Raw genomic sequence first — 24158 nt, forward strand, 5'->3', positions numbered from 1 at the left:
AGACACGCCGCAACGACGCGCACAGAAAAGCCGATCACGGCCACTGTCAACCATCAGCTGGGACCGAACTGTCAAGCATCACCCGGGATCGGACACAAGCGCCTCATCCCGACGGGATAAAACCTTCTCTCCTTCATCAAGTGCCCGCGCAAGGCGCGGGCTGGCCCCTGGGCCCGGCCCCCCACACGCCTACGGCGCAGGGGCCCGGGCCCTGGGGCCGCAGCGAGCTACGGCCCCGAGTCGAGACCTGGACGGGCAAGCCGCGGTCAGAACAGTGCCTCCGGCGGGGGATCGGCCGGCACCGGGATGGAGGGGGACCGTCGCCGACCGCAGGTCCGTCGTGGCGGATGCTGGGGGCTCCCATCCCGCACACCATCGACCCAGGCAGAGCCGAGCAGACGCGGCCCCTGGCGTCCAGTCGTTCGTACAGTGGCGCGCTCCACCTGGACGCCAGGAACCACGCCCGCTCCACGGTGTGTGGGTCGACGGCGTACGGGATGGGAGCTTAGGCGGCGGGCAGCTGAAGCCGTGTCTACCGTCTGCGCTGTCATCCCACTGTTGGTCTATCCGTCCTGATTCCAGTCAACAATCGCCCCGTCCGGGTTCACTGACCGCCTCTGGTCTCGATGTGGACCCTCGTCAGCGCAAACAGGATCAGGAGGTCGAGTGTCATCACGGGGATGGCCCACAACGGGTAGTACGGAACGAACATGAACTGGGTGATCAGGCTGATCGCTGCCACCGCTACACCGGCCCCGCGACCCCAGCTCTGGCCTAGCAGGACTCCCAGGCCGGCAATGACGAGAGCCACTCCGATCACAAGGTGGATCCAGCCCCAAGCCGTCAGGTCGAACCGGTAGGCGTACCGGGACGCGGCAAACAGGGAGTCCTGTGCGATTCCGGATGCGCCCATCAGAATGCTGAGGGGCCCGCTGAGCATCATCAGGATACCGGCGAACGAGGAGGCATCGATCATTTCGCTGCCGCCGGGCCCCCCGTGTCGCTGTGTCCTGTTCGGCGCCGTTGTCATGGCCGCAGCCTTCCTGTACAGCGCGGTCACCGACGCACACTGCCCGTGCGAAGCCAGCCACGCTCCCCTGACAGCATCACCGCGATCCTTCGGCACCGCGACTGCAACCCACGTCGCCGTGGCTGAACCATGCGCCCGGACCTGTCCAGGAGGCCGTGAACCCATGACATCAATGCCTGACACCAACAGTCGCGGCCATCGGCGGTTGACGTCGGACCTCAGCGAACCATCGGCCAAAGCACAGAGGCAGTTGATCGAAGCCGATGATGGCCGTAACCGACCTGATAAGGATGAGGCCACAGGCTCAAATCCTGTCAGCCGCACTGAAGCCACGGCCAGGGCCGGCCCCGTGACGGCAGTCGCCCTGGGGCCGGTCGTGGCCGGGACGGCTCAGCCCAGGTAGAAGTCCTTGCGGGCGGCCACGAACGCCTCGATCGACTGGGCGGGGACGCCCGTCACGCGCTCGACATCGTCGGCCGTACGGTCGTAACGGTTGTCCCGGTGCAGCTGGGCCATGGTGGCGACGTGCTGTTGAAGGTGCGGTGGCATCCCCAGCTTCGGGAGCTGGGCCTCCCACCGCTCCAGCGGCAGGTCCACGTAGGACACCGGACGTCCCAGCGCCGAAGAGAATTCTGCGGCCAGCTCCGTCATGTCGACCGAGCGCGGTCCGGTCAGCTCGTAGACCTGTCCGATATGCGGAGCCGGGTCGCGCAGCACGGTCGCGATGACCCGGGCGACGTCGTCCACGGCGACGGGAGAGGTGCGTCCGGTGCCGAACGGCAGGGCGATCGTGCCGCTCTCCTGGATCGAACGCGCGGCCATCGTGGTGAACAGGGGGGTGTCCAGGAACGCTGTCGGCCGGATGTGCACCACGGGCAGGCCCGACCAATTGAAGACCTGCTCGGCCAGCCAGTGCAGGCGCTGTTGGTGCGACTCCTCGGTACTGGTGGCGGTCATCTGTGACACCGTCATCTGCGACAGGTCGATCAGGGCCTCCAGGTTCCCGTACTCCTTCGCAACGGAGGCCACCACAGTCGCCGCCAGCAGGTGGTCCGGCGACACGCGCATCGCGAAGTACATTCGCGTCACGCCCTGCAACGCGACCGCTACCGTCTCGGGCCGGGTCAGGTCGCCGATGACGACCTCCGCACCGAGTGCCCGCAGCTCAGCCGAGCGCTCGTCCTCGCGGCGGACCATGAAACGCACCGGCACATCCTGAGCGCGCAGTTGTTCGAAGACCGTGCGGCCCACGCCGCTGGCACCGGGGATGAGAACAAGGTTGTCGGCAATCATCAGTCGACCTCTCTCGGAGTAGTGGAATAACTGGGTTGAGGTGTGGTCAGAGCCTCAGTGGAGCTGTCGGCGAGCGTCCGCAGCGCGGTCTCGATGACGGGGTATCCGCGGCGGCGGCACTGCGGGCATGTCCCCGCCGGGCGGTCGCCTCTGGTGTGTCGCGGGACGGTGCGTGATCACCCGTGGGTTCAGACGGTCTGGCGCCGGGACTTCTCACCGCCGGCGGCCACTGCGGCGCCCCTGCCCGGCAGGAAGAGCAGCACGACGGCCGCGCCGACCAGGGCGACGGCCGCCGACCCCATGGCGGTGATGTGCATGGCGTGGATGAAGGCGTCGTGCGCGGGCCGTACCAGCGCCCTGCCGGCCGGTCCCAGCTGCTCCGCGACGGTAAGGGTCGCCTGGACGGATTCACCCGCGGCGTGCCGGTCGGAGACGGGCAGTACGCCCAGGTGGCCGTCGATGCCGTTGCGGTATGTGGTGGACAGCAGCGACCCCAGCACCGCGACCCCCATGGCTCCACCGACCTGCCGGAAGGTGTTGTTGACCGCGGACCCCGAGCCGGCCTTCTCCCGCGGCAGCGACGACATGATCATGACGGTGGCGGGCGGCATCACATGGGCCATCCCCGTGCCCATCAGGAAGAACAGCACTTCCAGGACCCAGATCGGAGTGTCCTGGCCGAGCAGTAGGAAGCCAGCGAAGCCCACGGCGGTCAAGGCGAGGCCCGCGGCGCACACGGCGCGGGCACCGAAGCGGTTGACGACCAGCCGGGCCCGCGGGGCGAAGAACATCTGGGAGGCGGCCAGCGGCAGCACGAGCAGACCGGACTGCAGGACGCTGTAGCCCCGAACGCTCTGGTTGTAGAAGACGGAGAAGAACGTGACGCCCATGAGGGCGAAGAAGACCAGGCCGATGGCAGCGACGGAGGCGGAGAACCGCCGGTTGCGGAAGTAGGCGACATCAAGGGCCGGATGGTCGCTGCGGGCCTCGTACACCACGAAACCGGCGAGGACCGCCAGGCCGCCCAGGATTGTCGCCCACGCTTCGGGCCGGGTGAAGTCGCCCAGCTCGCCGCCCTTGATGATGCCGTAGACCAGCACCGCCAGACCGACGATCGACAGCAGCACGCCGACCGGGTCAAGCCTGCCGGGCCTGGGATCCTTGGAGTCGGGGACGATCGCCACCATCGCGGCCATCGCGGCGGCCACGATCGGCACATTGACCAGGAAGACCGAGCCCCACCAGAAGTGCTCCAACAGGACGCCGCCCGCGATGGGGCCGGCGGCTATGGCGAAACCGACCACACCGGTCCAGATGCCGATGGCCTTGGGCTGCTCCTCGGGCTCGAAGACGTTCATGATGATCGCGAGGGTGGCGGGCAGGATGAAGGCGCCGCCGAGGCCCATCACGGCGCGGAAGGTGATCAGCTGCCCTGGGGAGTCCGACAGCGCGGACAGCACGGATCCCGCGCCGAATACCAGCATGCCGAAGAGCAGCACTTTCTTGCGGCCGAGGCGGTCACCGAGCAGCCCAGCGGTGAAGAGCATTCCGGCGAAGACCAGCGTGTAGGAGTTGACCGCCCACTCCAGCTGGCCCTGGGTGGAGCCGAGTCCCGTGGGAGCGGGCTGGGCGATGGTCTTCATCGCCACGTTGAGGATCGAGTTGTCCAGCATCACCACCAGGAGGCTGCAGGCAAGCACGGTCAAGATGACCCAGCGTCGGCGGTGGACCACCTCGGAAACCCTCCGTCGCTGGGCAGGCAACGTGGACGCCGCGGAAGTCGAGGAATCGGTGGGTGGTGATGCCACAGGGGGCCTCCAGTGCTGTCGCTGGTTCTGCGATGGCGAGGCGGAGACCGTAGGCCTCGGATGGCCGGAGGAGGCGCAAGGCCCCACTTGATCCACCGGGAGATCTCACCAAACACAAATAGATGTCGCAACTAATCTAAACAAGGCTTAGGATAGATGGCAAGCGACATCCATTCGAGGAGAGTGATTCCATGGGCCGTGTGTCCCAGGCGCAGGCACAGGTGAACCGGCAGCGTGTCGTAGCCACCGCCTCCCGGATGTTCCGCGAGAAAGGCACTGCGGTCAGCGTCGCCGACCTGATGAAGGCCGCCGGGCTCACCCATGGCGGGTTCTACAAGCAGTTCGCCTCCAAGGAGGACTTGGTCGATGAGGCCATCGCCCACGCTTTCGCCGAGCAGGCGGCACACTCGGCGGTGGCACTCGAGGAGCACGCTGCGGAGCGAGAGGCCGCCCGCCGGACGCTGATCGAGGACTACCTCTCGGTCTGGCACCGCGATCACGCCGGGGACGGCTGCCCCGTCTCCGGATTCGCCGCTGACCTCGGGCGCGAGCCCGACCAGGCCGCCCGCGCACGCCACGCCTACATCAATGGAGTACGGAACCGCGCCGCCCGGCTGGCCACCGGGGACAACGACGGCATGGCCCAGCTGTGCACCATGGTCGGTGCCCTCGTCCTCGCCCGCGCCACCCGGGGCAACCCGATCTCCGAAGAACTGCTGCAGGCCGCACGCACGGCTCTCACCGAGAGCGGCACCGGGAGGTCCGAACCACAGCAACGCACAGACTGACCGAGAGCCAGCCGACGTCTACCTCGCGAAACCGACGCCGACATCCTCGGCAAGAGCGCGGACCCCGACGTCACCGGCGACGGCTGCTGCACCAGCCGGCCCACCCGGGCGACAGCGGCGGCAAGGGGCTGTAGCTGCGGCTGAACAGCAGCTCTCCGCAAATGCGGTGGTGGTTGCAGTACAGCAGCGAAGCACGGCAACCACCCCGACCGCAGCTAACTACCAGCGGCCCCCGGCCCCATGACCAGCCTCCTGGACTGCAATAGTTGCGTGGCGGATACGTCGGGGGTCGTGCCAGACGCATGCCAGATCGTGCGGTGAACCACGGGGAACACCGGGGATTCGAACCACCCGCCCAGCGGACGTTCTCCTTTTCAGGCCCGGTCAGCACCGCAGCGAGCCCAGGATCACCTCAGCTTCCCAAGCTGATGGCTCAGGCAAGTGGGGGTGCGGCGAGACACACGCGCGCCTGGTCGGTCGTCGCGCCCCCCGTCGTGACTGACTTTCGTCGGCTGAGGCTCAGATGCTCGTGCGTTGCGACGGTGCCGTCTCGATCAGGGCGAGCGCACGGCGTATCGATCAGGACCAGTAGAAGACTCAACAGGGAGAGGAGCCCGGAGCCTTGTCCGGGCTCCTCTCCCTGTGCGCACTGAAAGGACTGCTGCCGCTGGCAGCCGTCGTTGCCGACGGTTCCTTCAGGAGCGCTGAGGTTCGCTCGCCGCCAGGAGGCGACCGCGGCTGATCGCTACGCGGAGTACGTCTCGCAGGGATCCAGTCAGCTTGTCGGCCAGGAGGCGCACTTCCTCGGAATCTGAGTCTTCGGCGCTGAGGGTTTCCGAGGCCTGGTCCAACAGTTCGGCAGCCATGCCGAGTTGTACTGCCTCGATGTTGTCCGCCAGGCGGGACATGTGGCCGTTTCCGTCGTCGGTGCTGAGGTAGCAGGGTTTGCCCTCCCGGCCCGACCACGGGAGGAGTCGCAGTTCGTTCCGTGCCGTCATCCCTGCGTCTTCCTCTCATTGATCATGTGGTGGGTGGTGAAGACCGCGTCGACGCGATCTCCCGGGAACCTCAGGAGCGCGGCCTCGACGGCTCGCCCGGCCGCGTCGGCTGCAACGCGTGTGATCGCGAGGACCGCCGAGACTGAGCTGATACGGAGGGTCGACACCTCATCTGGTGTCGGGAGGCGGGCGGAGACCGTCTCCCGGACTTCTGCCGGCGGAGGGTTCAGCACGGGGGAGCTTGCTTCCGCCCGCCCGCGTGGGAATCCGTCGCCGAGCACTGCAAGTGGCGCCAGGTCGTGCGGGACGTAGATGCGGGCCAGGCTGTGCGGGGACTCTCCCTCGTGGCTGATGCAGAGGAATTCGGTCAGGGGGCTGCCGTTCGGGACCCGCAACAGGGATGTCAGATTCCCGCGCGCGCCCATTGCAGTGGTGCGGACCGTGACGCGCAGATCCGCGTCAGTGGCGGTGCGGGGGTCCAGCGTGCCCCACCCTCCGACGTATGTGATCTGGCGGAGGGGACGGCGGACGAAGTTTCCCTTGCCGTGGATCTTCTCGACGAGGCCTTCACGCTGAAGCACGGTGAGAGCGCTCCGTAGCGTCGCCGTACTGACCTTGTATTGCTGGGCCAGTACGGACTCAGATGCCAGGCGTTCGCCGGGCTTGATGCGGCCGGTCGTGATCTGGTGCCGGAGGTCGTCGGCGATGCCGTGATGACGAGAGGGCATGGAGCCGATCACCGCCTTCTCATCATCCGCACGGCAGCGAGCCGGGTCCGTGTGTGTATGGTCAGCAGCTCGCCCGACTCGAAGAGAAGTTGCTTTGCTCCGTTGGGCAGTTGGAAGAGGTTGCCTACACGGTATGCCTGGCCACCGACCTGGATGATGTCGCCGCGCCGAACGGTGGTCGCGGTGACCCTCGACGTTGGATGCCAGCGCGCCGCCGGGGACAAGGGGGCTCACCGCTTCACCTCCGTGGGCGCGGACGGGACGAACGTCGAGTGGCACGGGCAGTCGCACGTCTCGTAGACAACCGGCAGGTCGACCGGTGCCGGGGCGGGGGAGGACTCCGCGCAAGCGGGGTGCGTACCGATCCGGCATGCGGTCGATCGGTAGGGGACGGCCGAGGCGTCCTCGATGTGGGGCTGTTGACGGGAAGGCATCAGCGGGCCCCCGCTAGGGTCGACCAGGCTTCAGCCGGCAGATGGGAAGCGACGACCACTGCGCGCGGCCGTGCTCGCTTCTCCCAGGCCAGCACGTACGGGCGGACGAGCGCGTTTTCCTCGCCCCTGAGCGGGTGTCGGTGGTTCGCGCTGTCGGGAGCCTGGCCCAGGACAACCGTCGACGTGTCAGCGGACACGGGGAACGTGAGGGCGGTCGGCGGCCGGGAGGGCTTTAAGCGCCTGCGGTGCCTGCCCTTGGGGGCGTACCGCGCTCTGGTGAGCGAGACGGCACGGCGGATACGGTTGAGCACGCTACTCAGCTCCTATCGCTGATGGCATGTCCCCCGACATCGCCCGTCGTGGGGACCGCTTTGCGTACGACCGCCCAGAGGGTGCGGCCGTTCAGGCTGGTGGCGACGAGACCGAACCGATCGGCTTCCGCCACCGCTTCCAGGACCTCCCGCCATAAATCGGCGGAGAGCGAGTCCGGCACTTCCGCTTCGACCGACGCGTACCGGTCGTGCTCCTCAACGCGCGCGGGGAGCCCGGCGGCGGACAGCCGGGCGGCGATGGCCGCCGCGCTAACTCCCGTAGCGGGCACAGGGCAGCCTCCGTCAACCGGCGATCACTTTCAGTGAACCTAGTTAACTAGGTTAGAGCTAGTGGACTAGATTTTCCATATGCCTGAGCAGCCGCCCTATCTCCGTATCGCCGACGAACTCCGGCGGCGGATCGCGGAGCACGTATGGGAGCCCGGGGACCGTCTGCCGTCCCGCGCCCAGATCGGCCAGGAGTGCGGCGTGGGCGAGAACGTCGTCCGCCGCGCGCAGGAGCTGCTGATCTCCCAGGGTGTGCTGGAAGGCCGCGCAGGGTCGGGCACGTACGTCGCCGAGCCCCGGAAACGGGTCCGGGTCGTCCGGTCGTCGGCCCGGGAGCAGCCCAGCGGATCGCCGTTCCGCACGGATATGAAGGCCGTGGGCAAGCAAGGCGATTGGGAGAGCCGGACCGATGCCAAGGTCCCGGCGCCGGCGGACATCGCGGCGCGGCTCGGCATCGCCGAGGGTGAGCTGTGTGTCCGGACGACGTACGAGTTCCTGGCCGACGGCAGGCCAGTGCAGTTGTCCACGAGTTGGGAGCCGTACGACCTCACGGCCGGCACCCTCGTCGTCCTCCCTGAGGGAGGGCCGCACGCCGGAGCGGGTGTCGTGAATCGCATGGCCGCGATCGGCGTCACGGTAGGCCACGCCGCGGAGCAGCCCGAGCCGAGGCAGGCGACCGCAGAGGAGGCGTCGATACTCGGCATCCAGAAGGCCGCGCTCGTCACGCACATCCGGCGGACGTACTACAGCGACCAGGGACGGCCTGTGGAGACGGCGGACATCGTCGTGCCCGCCACTCGCTGCGAGATCGTTTACGAGATCCCGATCAACCGTTAGCCGACAGTCGACGGCGAGCCCGCCCCCCGATGCCCAATAGGTCTGGCGCGGGCATGCCCGTTCAGTGCCCGATCGATGTCCCGCGCTGGGCCGTCCCTGGGCCGTGCGAGGGTGCCCGAGGCCGATCGTTGACGACCGACGGTGACAAGTGAGGCAGAGGCGCCAACCAGGAAACCCCAGGTCACAGCCCCCGAACCAAACGGGTTAACACCCAAGCCTGGCGTTCAGGCAAGATGGGGTGTATCTGCCCACTGCCAGATTTCAAGCTGCCGGACGGTTTCTCTTGGCTGAGTTCATTTACACCATGCGCAAGGCGCGCAAAGCGCACGGCGACAAGGTGATCCTCGACGACGTCACCCTGAGCTTCCTGCCGGGAGCGAAGATCGGTGTCGTCGGCCCGAACGGTGCCGGTAAGTCGACCGTGCTGAAGATCATGGCCGGTCTCGAGCAGCCGTCCAACGGTGACGCCTTCCTGTCGCCGGGCTACAGCGTGGGCATCCTGCTCCAGGAGCCCCCGCTGGACGAGGCGAAGACCGTCCTGGAGAACGTCCAGGACGGCGTCGCCGAGGTCAAGGGCAAGCTCGACCGGTTCAACGAGATCGCCGAGCTGATGGCGACCGACTACTCCGACGCGCTGCTCGACGAGATGGGCAAGCTGCAGGAGGAGCTGGACCACGCCAACGCGTGGGACCTCGACGCGCAGCTGGAGCAGGCCATGGACGCCCTGGGCTGCCCGCCCGGCGACTGGCCCGTCACCAACCTCTCCGGTGGCGAGAAGCGCCGCGTCGCGCTGTGCAAGCTGCTCCTGGAGGCGCCCGACCTGCTGCTCCTCGACGAGCCCACCAACCACCTCGACGCCGAGTCGGTGAACTGGCTGGAGCAGCACCTGGCCAAGTACCCGGGCACCGTCGTGGCCGTGACCCACGACCGGTACTTCCTGGACAACGTCGCCGGCTGGATCTGCGAGGTCGACCGCGGCCGCCTGCACGGCTACGAGGGCAACTACTCCAAGTACCTGGAGACCAAGGCCACCCGTCTCAAGGTCGAGGGCCAGAAGGACGCCAAGCGGCAGAAGCGGCTCAAGGAAGAGCTGGAGTGGGTGCGGTCCAACGCCAAGGGGCGTCAGGCCAAGTCCAAGGCGCGCCTCGCCCGGTACGAGGAGATGGCCGCCGAGGCCGACAAGATGCGGAAGCTGGACTTCGAGGAGATCCAGATCCCGCCGGGCCCGCGCCTGGGCAGCGTCGTGGTCGAGGTCGACAAGCTCAACAAGGCCTTCGGCGAGAAGGTCCTGGTGGACGGCCTCAGCTTCACGCTGCCGCGCAACGGCATCGTGGGCGTCATCGGCCCGAACGGCGCCGGAAAGACCACGCTGTTCAAGATGATCCAGGGCCTGGAGACCCCGGACTCCGGCGACATCAAGGTCGGCGAGACCGTCAAGATCTCCTACGTCGACCAGAGCCGTGAGAACCTCGACCCCAAGAAGACGCTGTGGGAGGTCGTGTCCGACGGGCTCGACTACATCAACGTCGGCCAGGTCGAGATGCCGTCCCGCGCCTACGTGTCCGCCTTCGGGTTCAAGGGCCCGGACCAGCAGAAGCCGGCCGGCGTCCTCTCCGGTGGTGAGCGCAACCGCCTCAACCTGGCGCTGACCCTGAAGCAGGGCGGGAACCTGCTGCTCCTCGACGAGCCCACCAACGACCTCGACGTCGAGACCCTCTCCAGCCTGGAGAACGCGCTGCTGGAGTTCCCCGGCTGCGCCGTGGTCGTCTCCCACGACCGGTGGTTCCTCGACCGGGTCGCCACGCACATCCTCGCCTACGAGGGTGAGTCCAGGTGGTTCTGGTTCGAGGGCAACTTCGAGTCGTACGAGAAGAACAAGATCGAGCGGCTCGGCCCGGACGCGGCCCGTCCGCACCGCGCCACCTACAAGAAGCTGACCCGGGGCTGATCGATCTTGCGCCACCTCTACCGCTGCCCGCTGCGCTGGTCGGACATGGACGCGTACGGACATGTCAACAACGCGATCTTCCTCCGCTACCTGGAGGAGGCCCGTATCGACTTCATGTCCCTCCGGGACAAGGAGTCGAAGGACGGGTCCGTGGTGGCACGCCACGAGATCGACTACCGGCGCCAGCTCGTCCACCGGCCCGCGCCCGTGGACATCGAGCTGTGGGTCACGGAGATCAAGGCCGCGTCCTTCACCGTCTCCTACGAGGTGAAGGACGCGGACACGGTCTACGTGCAGGCCGCGACCGTGGTCGTCCCCTTCGACTTCGAGGCCGGGCGGCCCCGGCGGATCACGCCGCTGGAACGCGAGTTCCTGCAGAAGTACACGGACGGGACCGGCGCGGACGAGGACGGCGCTGAGGACGGGAAGGCCGTCGCCGCATGACGGTGCTGCACCTCGCCGACGAGACGGAGGCGGCGGATCTCGCCGCCTTCCTCTCCCGGCTGCTCCACTACGACCGTGGGGCGGCGGTGCGCCTCCAGGCGGCCGGCACCGCGCTCGCCGTCTTCGGGCGGCCGCCGTCCTTCGAGGTGCTGGCCGTGCGCGCGGTGCGGCTGGCGAAGCCGTACGAGGACGGCCTCGACGTCACCCTCGACGTGACCGTCTCCGCCGGTGAGTTCCTGGAGTCCGTGGACGAGCGGGCGGCCACCGCGGCCGTACCGGCCGCGGTCACCGGGCCGCCGTGGGCCGGTGTGCTGCCGCCGCGCGGCGGCTGGCGGCCCGAACCGGGCCTGCCCGCCCCGGACGCGCTGCGCGCGACCGTCGCCGCGGCGGTCGCCGAGTTCCGGTCGCGTACCGAGGAGCTGGCGCCCGGGCTGCGCAGCCGCGCGGAGCTGGACCGGATCGGGCGGGACATCTGGTCCCGGGAGACAGGGCACACCCGGCTCCCGGTGCGGGCCGTGCACGCGGCACAGTCCCTGGGCTTCCTGCGCCCGGCGACGGAGGCCGCCGACACGGGTCTGTACTCCTCGGGGGCGTGGCTGCGGCTGCGCACCCCGTACGGCTCCGTCGCCGTCCGGCGTGCGGGGCTCGGCGCCCTCGGCGTCACCGTCGGCCGCTGACCCGCCTCAGCGCTCCCCGCTGTCGTCCGGCCACACGCCGATGTGGTCGGACTCCAGTTCCAGGGCCACGCGTTCACGCATGTCGAGGGCGCGCAGATACTCGGCGGGCAGCCACCGCGACGGCGACCGCCCAGACGCCGGGGCCGCCGGCCGGGGGCAGGGTGAGACGCAGGCCGAGGCGGGCCAGCGGGCCGTGGCCGGCCAGGAGGGCGGTGAGGGGGCCGGCCAGGAGTGGCGCCGCGACGGCCGCGGGGAGGGCGAGGAGGGCGGCCTCGGCGGCGGCGAGGAGGGCGATCCTGGAGCGGGAGGCGCCACGGGCCCGCAACAGCCGGGTCTCCTCGGCCCGTTCGCCGCTCAGCAGCCGGGCCACCAGCAGCAGCGCGTACCCGGCGAGGAGCACGAGCAGCAGCGCGACGATCAGCAGGGTCGAGCGGGCGACGAGCAGCGAACGCTCCACCCGGTCCAGGACGTCCGGCAGCGAGGTCTGCGCCATCGTCGTGCCGTGCAGCGCCGGCCGCGCGGGCAGCCACGCGCCGCCCGTCCTCGCCGCCGAGCGCAACCGCCCGATCCGCCCGGTCACCGTCCGCGAGAAGTCCGCCGACGCCAGCCACGCCGTCGTCCCGGCGCTGACCCGGCCGCCGATGAGGACGGAGGGATCGGTGAGCAGCGGGCCGTACGTCGTGAAGCCGGACGTCCGCACCCCGCGGCCGAGCATGTCGTCGAGCTGCCAGTACGGCGCGGTCACCGAGACGGGCCGGTACAGCCCGGTGATCAGCACCCGCACCGGCGGGCCGCCCAGCCGGTCGGTCAGGGTGAGCCGGTCGCCGGGCCCCAGCCGCAGCGCCCGGGCGGCGGTCTGCGGGAGGGCGGCCTCGACCATGCCGTCGGTACGGCGCGGGAGCCGTCCCGCGGCCGGCCGCACCTGGGTGAGGTCCAGCGCCGCGAGGTGGGTGAGGTCCGGGTCGCCGGAGCGGTCCGCAGGCGGTTGCAGCGAGCGGGGCAGCGCGTAGGGGCCCGAGCGGCGCAGCGTCCGCAACGTCACCGGCAGACCGTCGAAGGTCCGGCGCGCGCCCTCGCGGACAGCGGCGTCGGCGGCGGTCCGCTCCGCGGGCGGCACCTCCGCCTTGACGATCAGCGCGGTCCCGGCCGCGTTGCGCGGGTCGCCCAGCACATGGCGCAGCGAGGCGTCGCCGATCGCCCCCGAGTACGCGGTGAGGGTCGCCAGCACCGCGGTCGTCAGCACGACGGTGAGCAGCGCGGCGCCCAGCAGCAGGCGGTGCGCACGCGCGCGTGAGAAGACGAACCCCGCCACCCGGCCCCCGTATGCCCGGACTTCCAGACCTTCGGGCGATGCTCGCAGAGCGAACCGGCTCCGGGTAAGCGGTCGTCGACCGGTCTATACCGGATCGTGACCGGAATCCGGCGAAGAGTGACCGGAATCCGGCCTTCAGCGGCGGCCGATCAGTCCGGGGTGTTGACCATCGAGGCGGCGGCGTACGTCAGGTAGTTCCACAGCGTCCGCTCGTGCTCCTCGGAGAGCCCGAGGTCGTCGACGGCCACCCGCATGTGCCGCAGCCACGCGTCGTGCGCCGCACGGTCCACCGTGAACGGGGCGTGCCGCATGCGCAGCCGCGGGTGACCACGGTTCTCGCTGTAGGTGGTGGGGCCGCCCCAGTACTGCATCAGGAACAGCGTCAGCCGCTCCTCGGCCGGGCCCAGGTCCTCCTCCGGGTACATCGCCCGAAGGAACGGGTCCGCGGCGACCTCCTCGTAGAAGCGGTGGACGAGACGGCGGAAGGTCTCCTCCCCGCCGACCTGCTCGTAGAAGGTCTGCTCCTGAAGCGTGCCGCGCCGAATCTCATTCACCCGTCCATGGTCTCAGACGCGGTGACCGAGGACCCGGGGCCCGGGACCGAGGGAGCGGGGCGCCCCTAGGGTGGGGTCATGGGCGCCTACGACACGGAGACCGAGGAGCTCGCCGCCGCCGAGCGGGCCGCGCTGGTGCGGGAGATCGACGCCGAGGGCGCCTGGGCCGGGGACCCGCTCTGGCGGGAGGCGTTCGCCGAGGTGCCCCGGCATCTGTTCGTGCCGTACTACTACGTCGCCGGGGCGCACGGCTACGAGCGCCACTGGGGCGAGAGCCCGGACCGCGCCGCGCGGGAGCGCTGGGTGCGCGGCGCCTACGCGGACGTGCCCCTGGCCACCCGGCTGCGCGACGGCGAGCTGCTGTCCTCCAGCAGCCAGCCCTCGCTGATGGCGCGGATGCTGGTCGCGCTGCGCGTCGGGGACGGCGACCGGGTCCTGGAGGTGGGAGCCGGCACCGGTTACAACGCGGCCCTGCTCGCCCACCGCCTGGGCGAGGACGACCTCGTCACCACCATCGACCTGGAACCGGAGATCACCGAGTCGGCCCGCCGGCACCTCGCCGTCGCCGGATACCGGCCGGCCGTCGTCACCGGCGACGGAGCACGCGGGGTGCCCGAACGGGCCCCCTTCGACCGGATCATCGCGACCTGCGCGCTGGCCGGGGTGCCGCGCGCCTGGCTCGCCCAGTGCCGCCCCGGCGCCCTCGTGCTGACCCCGCTGGCCACCGGGCTGCTCGCCCTGACCGTGCGGGACGCGGAGCACGCCGAGGGCCGCTTCCTGCCCTCGGCCGCCTACTTCGTACCGCTGCGCGGCGAGGGCCGGGCGGAGCCGGAGAGGGTGTCGCTCGCCGGGCTGCCGGACCGCGCCCGTGACCAGGAGCCGTTCCGCTTCCTGCTCGCGCTGACCCGGGGCGGCATCGATCCGCGGGCGGCCTACGCGCTGTGGGAGCGCGAGGGCGAGCCGGACCGGGAGCGGTACGGCGTCACGGTCGCCGGCGAGCGGGCCTGGGCGTGGCTGGACGGACCGGAGGGGCCGTACGCCTGGCCCCTCCCGTGACGTGCCCGGCGGCTCAGCCCCGGCGGACGGTGATCGTCGTCCAGGCGCCCACGTGCACCCGGTCGCCGTCCCGCAGCGGAACCGGCACGAACGGCTGTATCGGCTCCTCCGACATGTTGACCGTGGTGCCGTTCGTCGAGTTCTGGTCGACGACCGCCCAGTTGCCGTCCGGCTGCTGCACCAGCACCGCGTGCTGGTGCGAGACGCCCGGGTCCTCCGGCGGCGTCGACAGGTCGATGTCGGGGGTGTCACCGGTGGAGTGCCGGCGGCGGCCGATGGTCACCTGGTTGCCGCTGAGCGTGCGCTGCTGCTCCGGCGAGTACGCGGGCAGGTTGAGGCCGGCGGCCTCGGGACCCGAGCGGTGCATCATCGCCATGAAGTAGTCGCGGTCGGGTCCGACGGTCGCGGTCCAGGTGGCCGGCTGTGCGGCCCCCGGGAAGCCGGAAGCGGGCGGGGCCTGGGTGGCACCGGGCTGCGGGTAGCCGTACCCGCCGCCCTGGCCGCCCTGTCCCGGCACGGACGGGCCGGCGGACGACGGCGGGGAGATCACCCAGTCGTCGTCACCGCCGCCGAAGGAGGGACCGCCGGACGGACCGCCGGCCGGGGGCCGGCCGGTCTCCTGCGGGAAGGCGGGCGGCGCGGGCGGTCCGGACTGCTGGAACGCCTGCGCGGGACCACCGGGGCCCGCGGGCGGGGTCGGGCCGGGCGGCGGCGGAACCGGACGCGAGGGGTCACCCCCGAAGCCGGAGGGCCCGGACGGGCCACCGGGCCCACCGAACGGAGAGGGGGCACCGGAGCCGGGGTTGCGCTCTCCGCCGAAGGGGGAGGGGCCACCGGCGCCGGGGCCTTGGCCGGGTCCGTTGCCGAAGGGGGAGGGGCCGTCGGAGCCTTGGCCGCCGCCGAAGCCGGAGGGACCGCCGGGGCCGCGCTCGCCGCCGAAGCCGGTGTTGCCACCGGAGCCGGGACCGCGCTCGCCGCCGAAGCCGGTGTTGCCACCGGAGCCGGGACCGCGCTCGCCGCCGAAGCCGCTGTTACCGCCGGAGCCGGGGTTGCGCTCTCCGCCGAAGCCGGAGGGACCGCCGGGGCCGCGCTCGCCGCCGAAGCCGGTGTTGCCACCGGCGCCGGGGCCGCGTTCGCCGCCGAAGCCGCTATTACCGCCGGACCCGGGGCTGCGCTCTCCGCCGAAGCCGGAGTTGCCGCCGGCGCCGGGGTTGCGCTCTCCGCCGAAGGGGGAGGGGCCGCCGGGGCCTTGGCCGGGTCCGTTGCCGAAGGGGGAGGGGCCGTCGGAGCCTTGGCCGCCGCCGAAGCCGGAGGGACCGCCGGGGCCGCGCTCGCCGCCGAAGCCGGTGTTGCCACCGGAGCCGGGGCCGCGCTCGCCACCGAAGCCCGAGGGGCCACCAGACCCGGGACCGCGCTCGCCGCCGAAGCCGCTGTTACCGCCCGAGCCGGGGCCGCGGTCGCCGCCGAAGGCGGACGGGGCGCCGGGGCCCCTGTCGCCGCCGAAGTTCGGGGGCGGGGTGGGGCCCGGGGAGGTCGGGGGGCCGGACGGGGTGCGGTCGCCGCCGAACGGCGTCGGGCCGGAGGGCTCGCTGCCGAAGGACGGGATCGGCTCGGCGGGCCGGTTCATCTGCGAGGGCCGCGAGCCCTGGTACTCGTACCCGTCACCGCCACCGTAGGTCGCGCTCGGCGGCTGGAAGCGGGGCTGCGCCGTGCGCGGCGCGGCCGGGGTGTACGAGGTGGCCGTGTTGGTCAGGAAGTTCCACCGGCACTCCTCGCAGAACGGCGCGCCGCCCTCGCGGGGCGTACGGCACTGCGGGCACAGCTCCGGCTCCGGGGACGACGGAGACGGCGGGCGTCCGCCGGCCGGGCCGCCCTGCGGGGGCGGGAAGCCGTAGCCACCCGCGGGCGGGGGCGGCGGCGGGGGCGGAGGTACGGCACCGGCCATGCGGTGACCGCAGACCTCGCACCAGTCGTCGGAACCCGACTGGTGTCCGTTCGGGCAGGTCGGCATGTCGGTGCTTCCCCTTCTCCCAAGGCTAGGTCTGGATGTCCTGGGCGTCGTCCAGAGTCACTTCTTTACACGAACAGTCTTTGTGGACCGGGTCTCCAGAGTCATTTCATCCGCCTCCGCGACCTTCGCCTTCAACCGCACAGTACCTGTCGCGGCATCGACCACGTCCACCACCTTCGCAAGCAGTTTCGCAGTATCCGCGTTCCCCGAGGCACTCGCGAGCTGAACCGCCCGCCCCAGTTTGGCCGTTGCTCCATCGAAATCGCCCGCTTTGCGAAGGTCGAGGCCCTGCTGGATGGCCTGTGCCAGTTCGGCCTGCCCGGTGTAGTGGGCGACCTGCGGGTTGATCGAGGTGGAGGCCGCCATGTCGTCCGTCCACACGGCCCGTACGAGCCCCTGCGCACCGAGGTTCTGTACGGATCCGTCCGGTTGCGGGACGACCAGGGAGATCCGGGCGGCGAGCATCTCCTGGCCGATGTGCGCCGCGGGCACCTCGACGCACACGTGGTAGTCGCGGGACTCGTCGCCCCAGGACCCGGTGGGGTAGTCACCGGCGCGCGGTCCCGCCTCGGTGCGCCGGCCGGTCAAGTCCTCGACGCTGGGCGCGACTTGCTTGACGTACCGGATGGTGGTGCCGACCGGCGTCCAGACCCGCAGGGAGACGTCGGCGACCTCCTTGCCCATCGCCGTCTCCATCATCCGCGTGAAGTCGGCGGCCAGCCCCGCCGGATCGGCCACGATGTCGGCGGTGCCGAGCAGCGCCGAGGCGATCCCTGTGACTTCTTTCACTTCCCAGTCGGTGCCCACGCCCCGCGCGTCACAGGTGAACCGCCCGGCGCACGCGTCGAGCGCGGCCCTCAGATCCTCGGGGGACTCGTGCTCGTTGCGGCCGTCGGTGAGCAGGATGCCGTGCCGGATGGTGACGTCCGCCGAGGACAGCAGCCGGTCGGCGAGCCGCAGCCAGGTGCCGATGGCCGTGCCGCCGCCCGGGCCGAGCCGGCGCAGCGCGTGCTTGGCCTGCTCGCGGGTGGTGGCGTCGGCGACGGCGAGCCGCCCGCCGCCCGGGTAGACCTCCGTGGCCACGTGGGTGCCGCCGATCACCGCGAAGTGCGTGCCGTCGCGCAGGGTGTCGATCGCGGCGGCCGTGGCGTCCCGGGCGTTGCGCATCTTGGCCGGCGGGTAGTCCATGGACCCCGAGCAGTCGACCATGACCGCCACGGCGGCGGAGGACCGCCGCCCGGGCGCGGCGACGGCGGTGCCGACGGTGCCGCCGCCCGTCGCCGTCACCGTGGCGATGGCGTTGACCTCGCGGCCGCCCTCGGGCAGGTACTCGTTCTGGTACACGTCCACCGAGAACTGCGGCACGTTCGGTTTCGCGAAATTGGCCATGCTTGATCGCATCCCCCTCGGACACCTCGCGCGGGCGAGGCGATGACGTCGGACGGACCGGTCCCCTCCGGTCCGTCGAGGCTCCCCGTGCGGCATGCGCCGCTTTCGGCCTCAGGCCGATCCTGCCCCCTGCGGCGGCGCGGGGAACGGCAGGACCGCCACTGTTACGTTGTCGTGGCCCCCGCCGTCCAGGGCGTGGCCGACCAGCACCCGGGCGCTGTGCAGCGGACGGGCCGCGGCGTCCGCCGGGACGGTCTCGGACATCTCCGCGGCCGTCTCGGCGTAGTTCCACAGGCCGTCGGTGCACACCACCACCACGCCGGGCCGGTCCGGCTTGAAGGAGGCGGTGTGCGGGTCCAGTTCGTAGGCGTCCGCGCCGAGCCAGCCGGTGATCGCGTGGGCGCGCTCGTCGGCGTACGCCTCGGCCTCGCTCATCAGGCCGGCGGCGACCATCTGCGCGGCCCAGGAGTCGTCCTCGGTCAGCCGGGCGGGCGGCGCGCTGCGGTCGTCCGGCACCCAGTAGGCGCGGCTGTCGCCGACCCACCCGACCACCAGCAGCCCGGAGGCGACCACCGCGCCGACGATGGTGCAGGCCGGGGAGTTCTGGTGCGGGGCGTGCTCGCGGGCCGTGGCGGGCTCCTCCGCAAGGGCGTTGACGGCCTGCGAGGCGGCCACGATCGCCTCGTGCATGGCCGCCTGCGGGTGCGTGCCCCGCGGCAGCGCGGACAGCAGGGTGTCACCGGCGGCCTGGACGGCGGCGGCCGACGCGTCGTCGGGACGGGTCGCCGAGGACACGCCGTCGCAGACGACCGCGAGCACGGCCGGGGTGCCGTCGGGCAGCGCGGTGTGGCCGACGGTGAAGGCGTCCTCGTTGCGGTGGTGGCGCAGGCCCCGGTCGCTGACGGCGGCCACCGGGCCGGACTCCCGCTCCACGTGGTCGCGTTCGCGGGGCTGCGCGTGTCCGCAGTTCTCGCAGTACCCGTCGGTGTCCACCCGGCCCGCCCGGCAGGCGACACACGTCTGCGCGGGCTCCTCCGACGCGGCCGCGCGCGGGTCCGGGGCCTGGAGCGGGTAGTCGTCGTCGGGCTCCGGCGACCGGTCGAGGCGGACCCCGGAGCCGGTGGGCTCCTGCTCGCCGGGTTCGCCGGGCTCGTGGCCGGGCAGCGGGGTGCCGCCCGAGTCGGTGCCGGGCAGGTCGGCGGGCAGATGCACCGCCGGCGGGGTGCCGGGTCCCTCCGGCTCGGGGGCGGGCCAGGGCATGCCGTCCCCGGACGCGGCGGAGCCGGTCATGGTCAGGGTCGGATGGTCCTGCGGCGGGGCGGGCACCACCGAAAGGTCGTAACCGCACGCGCCGCAGAAGAGGTCACCCGACTCGACGGGTTCGGCGCAGCTCGGGCACTTCGCCACTGCGGCCTGCTGGGGCATCTGCGACATCAACTACACCCACGTCCGGGGGCGGTAACGGTTGGCCCGTTCCACCAGTTCGATCCTCTCCTCGCCGCCGGGTGCCAGCCGGGCCAGCGTGCGGTAGGCGCGCTCCAGGCCGAAGCGGAGGCCCCGCTCGTCCAGACCGCTGCCCAGCAGCACCCGCCCGCCGGCGGCCGGCCCGGCGGTGCCCTGGCCCCCGGAGAGTATCCAGTCCAGCGCGCAGCCGAGCACTTCCGCCGACAACTGCTCGCGGCGGGTCGGGTCCAGGCCGTACGTCTGCAGCGCCTCGACCTGCCCGGCGGCGGCGGTCAGGTCGTCCAGGAACGGTACGTCACCCGCGGTCGCGGTGCGTTGTCTGAGCCGGGCCCGGACGGCGGCGACCCGGGCGGCCGTGTAGTGGATCGAGGACTCCGGCACGGACTCCAGCGTCCGTACGGCGCTGCCCCGGTCCCCGGCCGCGAGCTGCACCCGGGCCAGCCCGAAGGCCGTGCTGACGAAGCTCGGGTCGGTCGCCCACACCAGGTGGTAGTACTCGGCCGCGTTGTCCAACTGACCCAGCACCTCGGCGCACAGACCGAGCGCGAGCTTGGGCGCGGCCTCGCCCGGGAAGGCGTCGTAGATCGCGTCGAAGGCCAGCGCGGCGCGCTCGAAGTCGCCGGTGACCAGGGCGGCCACGCCCCGGTACCACACCACCCGCCAGTCGTCGGGCCGTTCCTCCTCCAGCTCGTCCAGGCCGGCCGGCGCGGACTGGTGGTCGCCGCTCTCCAGCCGGGCGCGGATCTGCCGGAGCCGGGTCTCCACGGTCTGCCGGGGCGCCGCGTCCAGCGCGGCGATCAGCTCGGCCGGCGCGGAGGTCATGAGGCCCGCCAGGAAGCCGGCGTTGGGGTCGGCGGGGTCGACCAGCGGGACCGGCAGCGCGAGGGCGGTGGCGGCGGTGTCCACGGGCTTGACGAGCGCGGCCGCCGCGAGGGGGAGGGGCGCGGAAGTGGCGGTGCGCGCCTGCCGCGTCCCCAGCCGCGACACGTCCCCGTCCAGCCGCGGGAACAGCACGGTGTCCGTGACCCGCACCTCGGGCCCGAACAACGTCGACAGCGCGGGCCGGGCCTGCCCGGTCTGCAGCGAGACGACCTCGCGCAGCACGCCGGTCAACTGCTCGGACATCTCCTGCGCGGAGGCGAACCGGCGGGCCGGGTCGGGGTCGGTGGCGCGGACCAGGAGCCGGTAGAAGGACTCGTACCGCCGCAGGACGTCGATGGTGTCCGGGTCGGGCAGGGAGTCGGCGTAGACGTTGGTGTAGCCCTGGAAGTCGAAGGTCAGCACGGCGAGCGTGCGGCCCACCGTGTACAGGTCGCTCGCCACCGACGGGCCCACGTCGGCGACCTCGGGCGCCTGGTAGCCGACCGTGCCGTAGATCGCGGACTCCTCGTCGTCCATGCGGCGCACGGCGCCCATGTCGATCAGCTTGAGCTGGTCCTCGGTCTGGATGGCGTTGTCGACCTTGAAGTCGCAGTACAGCAGGTTGCGGCTGTGCAGATGGCCGAGCGCCTCCAGGGCCTCGATGCCGTAGGCGCACGCCTGCTCCACCGGCAGCGGGTCACGCCGGCCGTCGGGAGCGCGGCGGGCGTTGGCGATCTCCTTCAGGGACTTGCCGCCGACGTACTCCATGACGATGTAGCCGTCGAGGGAGCCGGTGCGCTGGTCGAGGTGCTCGACGAAGTTGTAGATCCGCACGATGTTGGCGTGCTCGATCTCCGCGAGGAAGCGCCGTTCGGAGATCGCGGCCGCCATCGCGTCCTGGTCGCCGGTGTCCAGCAGGCCCTTGAGCACCACCCACCGGTCGGAGACGGCCCGGTCCACGGCGAGGTAGATCCAGCCGAGGCCGCCGTGCGCGAGACAGCCGGCCACCTCGTACTGGCCGTGCACGATGTCCCCGGCCCTCAGCTTCGGCACGAAGGAGTACGGGTGCCCGCACTTGGTGCAGAACCCCTCGGTGCGGCCGGGCCGTTCGCCCCGGGACCGGCCGACGGGGGCCCCGCAGTCGGACCGCGAGCAGAACCGCTTGCGCTCGGGCACCTCCGGGTCGTCCAGCACCATCGCGCGCGGGTCGGGCCGCGGCACCTGCGGCACGTTGACCAGTCCGGCGCCGAGCCGGCCGCGGCTGGAGGTGCCGGAGGAGGAGCCGGAGCTGCGCACCGACACCGAGCGGCCGGTGGACCTGCCCGACAGGGACCGCGAGAGCCGCCCGGACACCGAGCGCCGCGACTTCGACGACTGCGAGGACGTCCGGGAGCTGCGGGAACTGCCGCTGTCCGGAGCGCCCTTGGCGACCTGGGTGGACGGCGAGCCGACCGCCCCGTTCGCGGCCACCACCGGTGCGAGGCCGCAGGTGTCGCAGTACAGCTCACCGCCGCCGACGTCCTCGTACGCTCCCTCGCAGCCCGGCCGCTGACACCTCTGCCCCGCCTGACTCATGACTGCTCCCCCTTGTGGTCCTCGGCCGCTCCCGGGCCGCCCAGCAGCTCGGCCGCCGCCTGCTGGTAGCGCAGGACGGCCCCTTCGGCCACGCGCAGGTCGCAGGGAGCGCTCCACAGCATGCGGCGGGCCGCGTCGTACCGCTCGACCAGCAGCGGGTCCTCGGCGAGCCCGTGCCGGGCGACCTTCGCCTTGTAGGCGTCGAGCCGGCCGCGCAGTTCGGCGCGGACCGCGAGCGGCGCGGTGACGGCGGTCAACGACTCACGGGCGCGCAGCAGTTCGTCCTCCGCCTTCTGCTCCAGGGACTCCAGGAGCGGGGAGAGGCGGTGCCACTGGGCCTGCCGGCGGTACTCGGCGGCGGTCGCCAGCTGCTCCTGCAGCACGGTCGGCGGTCCGCCGACCACCGGCACCTCGGTGGCGGCGATCTTCGCCAGCACCTCCCCGCGGGCGGTCCGGGCCTCGGCGAGGGTGCGGTCCGCGCGCGAGAGCACGTCCCGCAGCCGGATCAGGCGCGCCTCGGCGTCCTGGCGCACCGTCAGCACGGCGTCGATCTCCCGGCGCACGTCCTCCAGGGCGCGCGCCTCACGGTCGTACACCGTGGTGTCGGGACGGCCGCCGCCCGGGGCCGAACTCCCCTGCGCGGGAACCCAGAAGGCGAGCGGGTCGGAGACGACGTCCTCGCGCAACCCGGTCAGCGTGCGGGTGATCCGTTCCAGGTCGTCACCGGCCGGGTGCTCACCGGGGCGTACGCCGACGGAGTGCGCGAGCCTGCGGGTGCGCTGGAGTTCCGCGGCGAGTAAATCGATCCGCGCGGGCAGCGCCGACCAGACCGCGTCGGCGGTGACGACCAGGTCCAGGCTCGCCGCGTACAGCTCGTTCATCCGGTCCACCAGCGAGGCCAGCGAGAAGCTCTCGCTCAGCCGGCCGTTCCCCGCGACCGTCACGGACGTCCCGCGCAGCAGCCCGGTCAGCTCGACCAGGTCCTCGCGGCTGGACCAGCGGCGCCGGGCGCGGATCTCCCGGGCGCCGCGCAGCGCGGCCGTGTACGCGTCGAAGTACGACCACAGCAGGGTGATCTGCGCGTCCGCGGTCTGCCAGCGTTCCCGGGTGACGCCGGTCAGTGCCGCGCCCTCCAGGAGTCTGCGGCCCGCGTGGTCCTGCAGGGCCAGCAGCGAGGTCTCGATCGCCTCGTGCTCCTGGCCGAGCCGCGCCAGCGCACGGTCCACCTCGTCCCGGTCCATCACCGGCCCGGCGGGGTCCGTGACGCCCATCGATCACCTCTCACGTGCTGTGTGTTCCGGTCGGGTGTGGCTCAACTGGTGCGCAGGTACTGCGGCGCGGGCGGCTTGGACGCCGACGAGTCCTTCCCCAGTGTCGCCGACAACCACTTGTCGTACGACGCCTGCCAGCCGTTCGCCCGGTAGTCGACCAGCACGCGGTTGACCCGGCGCACCAGATCGGTCGCGTCCTGCTTCATCGCCACCCCGTAGTACTCGGTCGTGAACGCCCCGCCCTTGAGCTCGACGGTCGGGTCCTGGGCGGCCTGGCTGGCGGCGAGCGCTCCGTCGGTGACCACCGCGTCCACCTCGCCGAGCTGCAGCCGCACCAGGCAGTCGAGCTGGTTCGGGACGGTGGTGGAGATGTCGGTGGAGGCGGGCAGCGCGCCGGCCTTCCGGTCGGCGTCCAGCTTGGCGTACGCCGTCGAGCCGGCGGCCGTGCACACCCTCTTGTGCGCGAGGGTGCCGTTGTAGCCGGTGACGGAGGACGACTTGGGGGCGAGGACCTGCTGTCCGGTCTTGAAGTAGGGCGCGGAGAAGGCCACCTGGGACAGCCGGTCGCAGGTGATCGTCATCGTGCGCACGACCATGTCCACCCGGCCGTCCTGGATCGCCGGGATGCGCTGGCTGGTCGGTATGGCCTTGAACTGCACCGCGTCCGGGTCGCCGAGGATGTCCTGCGCGATCCGGTGCACCAGGTCGATGTCGAAGCCCTCCAGCTCCGCGCCCGCGGTGTTCGGGTTGCGGTAGCCCCAGTGGTAGCTGTTCTGGTCGACGCCGACGATCAGCCTGCGCTTGGCACCCGTACGCGCCTTGATGGCGTCGATCGTGGGCCCGTCCGCGCCGGACGGGGAGAGGGTCTGCTGCTGTGCCTCGGAGTCCTTGCAGTCGCCGGCGCGGGCCTGGCTGCCCTCGACCACCTTCTGCCCGACCCGGGCCATGGCGTGCCGCGGGGTCTGGGTGCGCGGCAGCAGCAGGACGAACGCCAGCGCCAGGGCGCACAGGACCGCCATCGCGCCGACCCCGCCCCAGCCCCGCAGGGCGGCCCGTACACGGCTCGCGTACATCGTCGCGC

Annotated in this window: 19 protein-coding genes and 2 pseudogenes; 6 read left to right on the forward strand and 15 right to left on the reverse strand. The window is 71.6% G+C overall.

Features of this window, described 5'->3' with window-relative positions:
* Positions 1–604: 604 nt before the first annotated feature.
* From ACZ7FF_RS00005 to ACZ7FF_RS00015, 3 genes are all read right to left on the reverse strand, one after another.
* A complete protein-coding gene (locus ACZ7FF_RS00005; protein WP_470808132.1) occupies positions 605–1060 on the reverse strand; it encodes a DUF7144 family membrane protein in 456 nt (151 codons plus the stop codon).
* Positions 1061–1420: 360 nt separating this feature from the next.
* Positions 1421–2323, reverse strand: coding sequence for an NmrA family NAD(P)-binding protein (locus tag ACZ7FF_RS00010; protein ID WP_470808133.1), 903 nt, complete (start codon positions 2321–2323; stop codon positions 1421–1423).
* Between the two features lie 188 nt (positions 2324–2511).
* Complete coding sequence (locus tag ACZ7FF_RS00015) at positions 2512–4086, reverse strand: MFS transporter (RefSeq protein WP_470808135.1); 1575 nt, start codon at positions 4084–4086, stop codon at positions 2512–2514.
* 236 nt (positions 4087–4322) lie between these two features.
* Between ACZ7FF_RS00015 and ACZ7FF_RS00020 the strand changes: the two genes are divergently transcribed.
* Positions 4323–4919 carry a TetR/AcrR family transcriptional regulator gene (locus ACZ7FF_RS00020; RefSeq protein WP_470808137.1) on the forward strand — a complete coding sequence of 199 codons (597 nt, stop codon included), beginning with the start codon at positions 4323–4325 and terminating at the stop codon, positions 4917–4919.
* Between the two features lie 695 nt (positions 4920–5614).
* Here the strand turns inward: ACZ7FF_RS00020 and ACZ7FF_RS00025 are convergent.
* From ACZ7FF_RS00025 to ACZ7FF_RS00040, 4 genes and pseudogenes are all read right to left on the reverse strand, one after another.
* The gene (locus ACZ7FF_RS00025; protein ID WP_470808139.1) at positions 5615–5917 is read right to left on the reverse strand and encodes a hypothetical protein; all 303 of its coding nucleotides are present in this window, start codon (positions 5915–5917) and stop codon (positions 5615–5617) included.
* Complete coding sequence (locus ACZ7FF_RS00030; RefSeq protein ID WP_470809537.1) at positions 5914–6645, reverse strand: GntR family transcriptional regulator; 732 nt, start codon at positions 6643–6645, stop codon at positions 5914–5916. The genes ACZ7FF_RS00025 and ACZ7FF_RS00030 overlap by 4 nt, the downstream gene beginning before the upstream one ends.
* A gap of 8 nt (positions 6646–6653) precedes the next feature.
* Positions 6654–6879 (reverse strand): annotated as a pseudogene (locus ACZ7FF_RS00035) (hypothetical protein).
* Between the two features lie 516 nt (positions 6880–7395).
* Entirely contained in the window at positions 7396–7680 is a 285-nt protein-coding gene (locus tag ACZ7FF_RS00040) for a hypothetical protein (RefSeq protein WP_470808140.1), read from the reverse strand.
* 79 nt (positions 7681–7759) lie between these two features.
* Between ACZ7FF_RS00040 and ACZ7FF_RS00045 the strand changes: the two genes are divergently transcribed.
* From ACZ7FF_RS00045 to ACZ7FF_RS00060, 4 genes are all read left to right on the forward strand, one after another.
* Positions 7760–8515, forward strand: coding sequence for a GntR family transcriptional regulator (locus ACZ7FF_RS00045; RefSeq protein WP_470808141.1), 756 nt, complete (start codon positions 7760–7762; stop codon positions 8513–8515).
* Between the two features lie 283 nt (positions 8516–8798).
* Entirely contained in the window at positions 8799–10463 is a 1665-nt protein-coding gene (gene ettA / locus ACZ7FF_RS00050) for an energy-dependent translational throttle protein EttA (RefSeq protein ID WP_470808142.1), read from the forward strand.
* A 6-nt stretch (positions 10464–10469) separates the two neighbouring features.
* On the forward strand, positions 10470–10907 hold the full coding sequence (locus tag ACZ7FF_RS00055; RefSeq protein WP_470808143.1) for an acyl-CoA thioesterase: 438 nt from the start codon (positions 10470–10472) through the stop codon (positions 10905–10907).
* Complete coding sequence (locus ACZ7FF_RS00060) at positions 10904–11584, forward strand: DUF8185 domain-containing protein (protein ID WP_470808144.1); 681 nt, start codon at positions 10904–10906, stop codon at positions 11582–11584. The genes ACZ7FF_RS00055 and ACZ7FF_RS00060 overlap by 4 nt, the downstream gene beginning before the upstream one ends.
* 109 nt (positions 11585–11693) lie before the next feature.
* Here ACZ7FF_RS00060 and ACZ7FF_RS00065 read toward each other — a convergent pair.
* Both ACZ7FF_RS00065 and ACZ7FF_RS00070 read right to left on the reverse strand, forming a co-directional pair.
* Positions 11694–12896 (reverse strand): annotated as a pseudogene (locus ACZ7FF_RS00065) (FtsX-like permease family protein); the annotation flags it as partial.
* A 149-nt stretch (positions 12897–13045) separates the two neighbouring features.
* A complete protein-coding gene (locus ACZ7FF_RS00070) occupies positions 13046–13450 on the reverse strand; it encodes a globin (protein ID WP_470808145.1) in 405 nt (134 codons plus the stop codon).
* Positions 13451–13528: 78 nt separating this feature from the next.
* Here ACZ7FF_RS00070 and ACZ7FF_RS00075 point away from each other — a divergent pair, with 78 nt between their 5' ends.
* Positions 13529–14506 carry a methyltransferase domain-containing protein gene (locus ACZ7FF_RS00075; protein ID WP_470808146.1) on the forward strand — a complete coding sequence of 326 codons (978 nt, stop codon included), beginning with the start codon at positions 13529–13531 and terminating at the stop codon, positions 14504–14506.
* A 13-nt stretch (positions 14507–14519) separates the two neighbouring features.
* Here the strand turns inward: ACZ7FF_RS00075 and ACZ7FF_RS00080 are convergent, their stop codons facing one another.
* From ACZ7FF_RS00080 to ACZ7FF_RS00105, 6 genes are all read right to left on the reverse strand, one after another.
* The gene (locus ACZ7FF_RS00080; RefSeq protein WP_470808148.1) at positions 14520–16517 is read right to left on the reverse strand and encodes an FHA domain-containing protein; all 1998 of its coding nucleotides are present in this window, start codon (positions 16515–16517) and stop codon (positions 14520–14522) included.
* A 57-nt stretch (positions 16518–16574) separates the two neighbouring features.
* The gene (locus tag ACZ7FF_RS00085) at positions 16575–17906 is read right to left on the reverse strand and encodes a vWA domain-containing protein (RefSeq protein WP_470808150.1); all 1332 of its coding nucleotides are present in this window, start codon (positions 17904–17906) and stop codon (positions 16575–16577) included.
* Positions 17907–18017: 111 nt separating this feature from the next.
* Entirely contained in the window at positions 18018–19340 is a 1323-nt protein-coding gene (locus ACZ7FF_RS00090) for a PP2C family serine/threonine-protein phosphatase (protein ID WP_470808151.1), read from the reverse strand.
* Between the two features lie 3 nt (positions 19341–19343).
* The gene (locus tag ACZ7FF_RS00095) at positions 19344–21806 is read right to left on the reverse strand and encodes a serine/threonine-protein kinase (RefSeq protein ID WP_470808152.1); all 2463 of its coding nucleotides are present in this window, start codon (positions 21804–21806) and stop codon (positions 19344–19346) included.
* Positions 21803–23077 carry a hypothetical protein gene (locus ACZ7FF_RS00100; RefSeq protein ID WP_470808154.1) on the reverse strand — a complete coding sequence of 425 codons (1275 nt, stop codon included), beginning with the start codon at positions 23075–23077 and terminating at the stop codon, positions 21803–21805. The genes ACZ7FF_RS00095 and ACZ7FF_RS00100 overlap by 4 nt, the downstream gene beginning before the upstream one ends.
* 41 nt (positions 23078–23118) lie before the next feature.
* Positions 23119–24150: a glutamate ABC transporter substrate-binding protein gene (locus ACZ7FF_RS00105; protein WP_470808156.1), complete on the reverse strand. Its 1032-nt coding sequence runs from the start codon at positions 24148–24150 to the stop codon at positions 23119–23121.
* Positions 24151–24158 lie beyond the last annotated feature (8 nt).

This window comes from Streptomyces sp. NPDC037126, from assembly GCF_055605965.1.

Coding starts and splice junctions, on each gene's coding strand:
- ACZ7FF_RS00100 (WP_470808154.1), bottom strand. CDS start 23,077: ATGGGCGTCACGGACCCCGCCGGGCCGGTGATGGACCGGGACGAGGTG.
- ACZ7FF_RS00085 (WP_470808150.1), bottom strand. CDS start 17,906: ATGGCCAATTTCGCGAAACCGAACGTGCCGCAGTTCTCGGTGGACGTG.
- ACZ7FF_RS00010 (WP_470808133.1), bottom strand. CDS start 2,323: ATGATTGCCGACAACCTTGTTCTCATCCCCGGTGCCAGCGGCGTGGGC.
- ACZ7FF_RS00045 (WP_470808141.1), top strand. CDS start 7,760: ATGCCTGAGCAGCCGCCCTATCTCCGTATCGCCGACGAACTCCGGCGG.
- ACZ7FF_RS00020 (WP_470808137.1), top strand. CDS start 4,323: ATGGGCCGTGTGTCCCAGGCGCAGGCACAGGTGAACCGGCAGCGTGTC.
- ACZ7FF_RS00025 (WP_470808139.1), bottom strand. CDS start 5,917: ATGACGGCACGGAACGAACTGCGACTCCTCCCGTGGTCGGGCCGGGAG.
- ACZ7FF_RS00060 (WP_470808144.1), top strand. CDS start 10,904: ATGACGGTGCTGCACCTCGCCGACGAGACGGAGGCGGCGGATCTCGCC.
- ACZ7FF_RS00030 (WP_470809537.1), bottom strand. CDS start 6,645: ATGCCCTCTCGTCATCACGGCATCGCCGACGACCTCCGGCACCAGATC.
- ACZ7FF_RS00080 (WP_470808148.1), bottom strand. CDS start 16,517: ATGCCGACCTGCCCGAACGGACACCAGTCGGGTTCCGACGACTGGTGC.
- ACZ7FF_RS00075 (WP_470808146.1), top strand. CDS start 13,529: ATGGGCGCCTACGACACGGAGACCGAGGAGCTCGCCGCCGCCGAGCGG.
- ACZ7FF_RS00105 (WP_470808156.1), bottom strand. CDS start 24,150: ATGTACGCGAGCCGTGTACGGGCCGCCCTGCGGGGCTGGGGCGGGGTC.
- ACZ7FF_RS00090 (WP_470808151.1), bottom strand. CDS start 19,340: ATGTCGCAGATGCCCCAGCAGGCCGCAGTGGCGAAGTGCCCGAGCTGC.
- ACZ7FF_RS00095 (WP_470808152.1), bottom strand. CDS start 21,806: ATGAGTCAGGCGGGGCAGAGGTGTCAGCGGCCGGGCTGCGAGGGAGCG.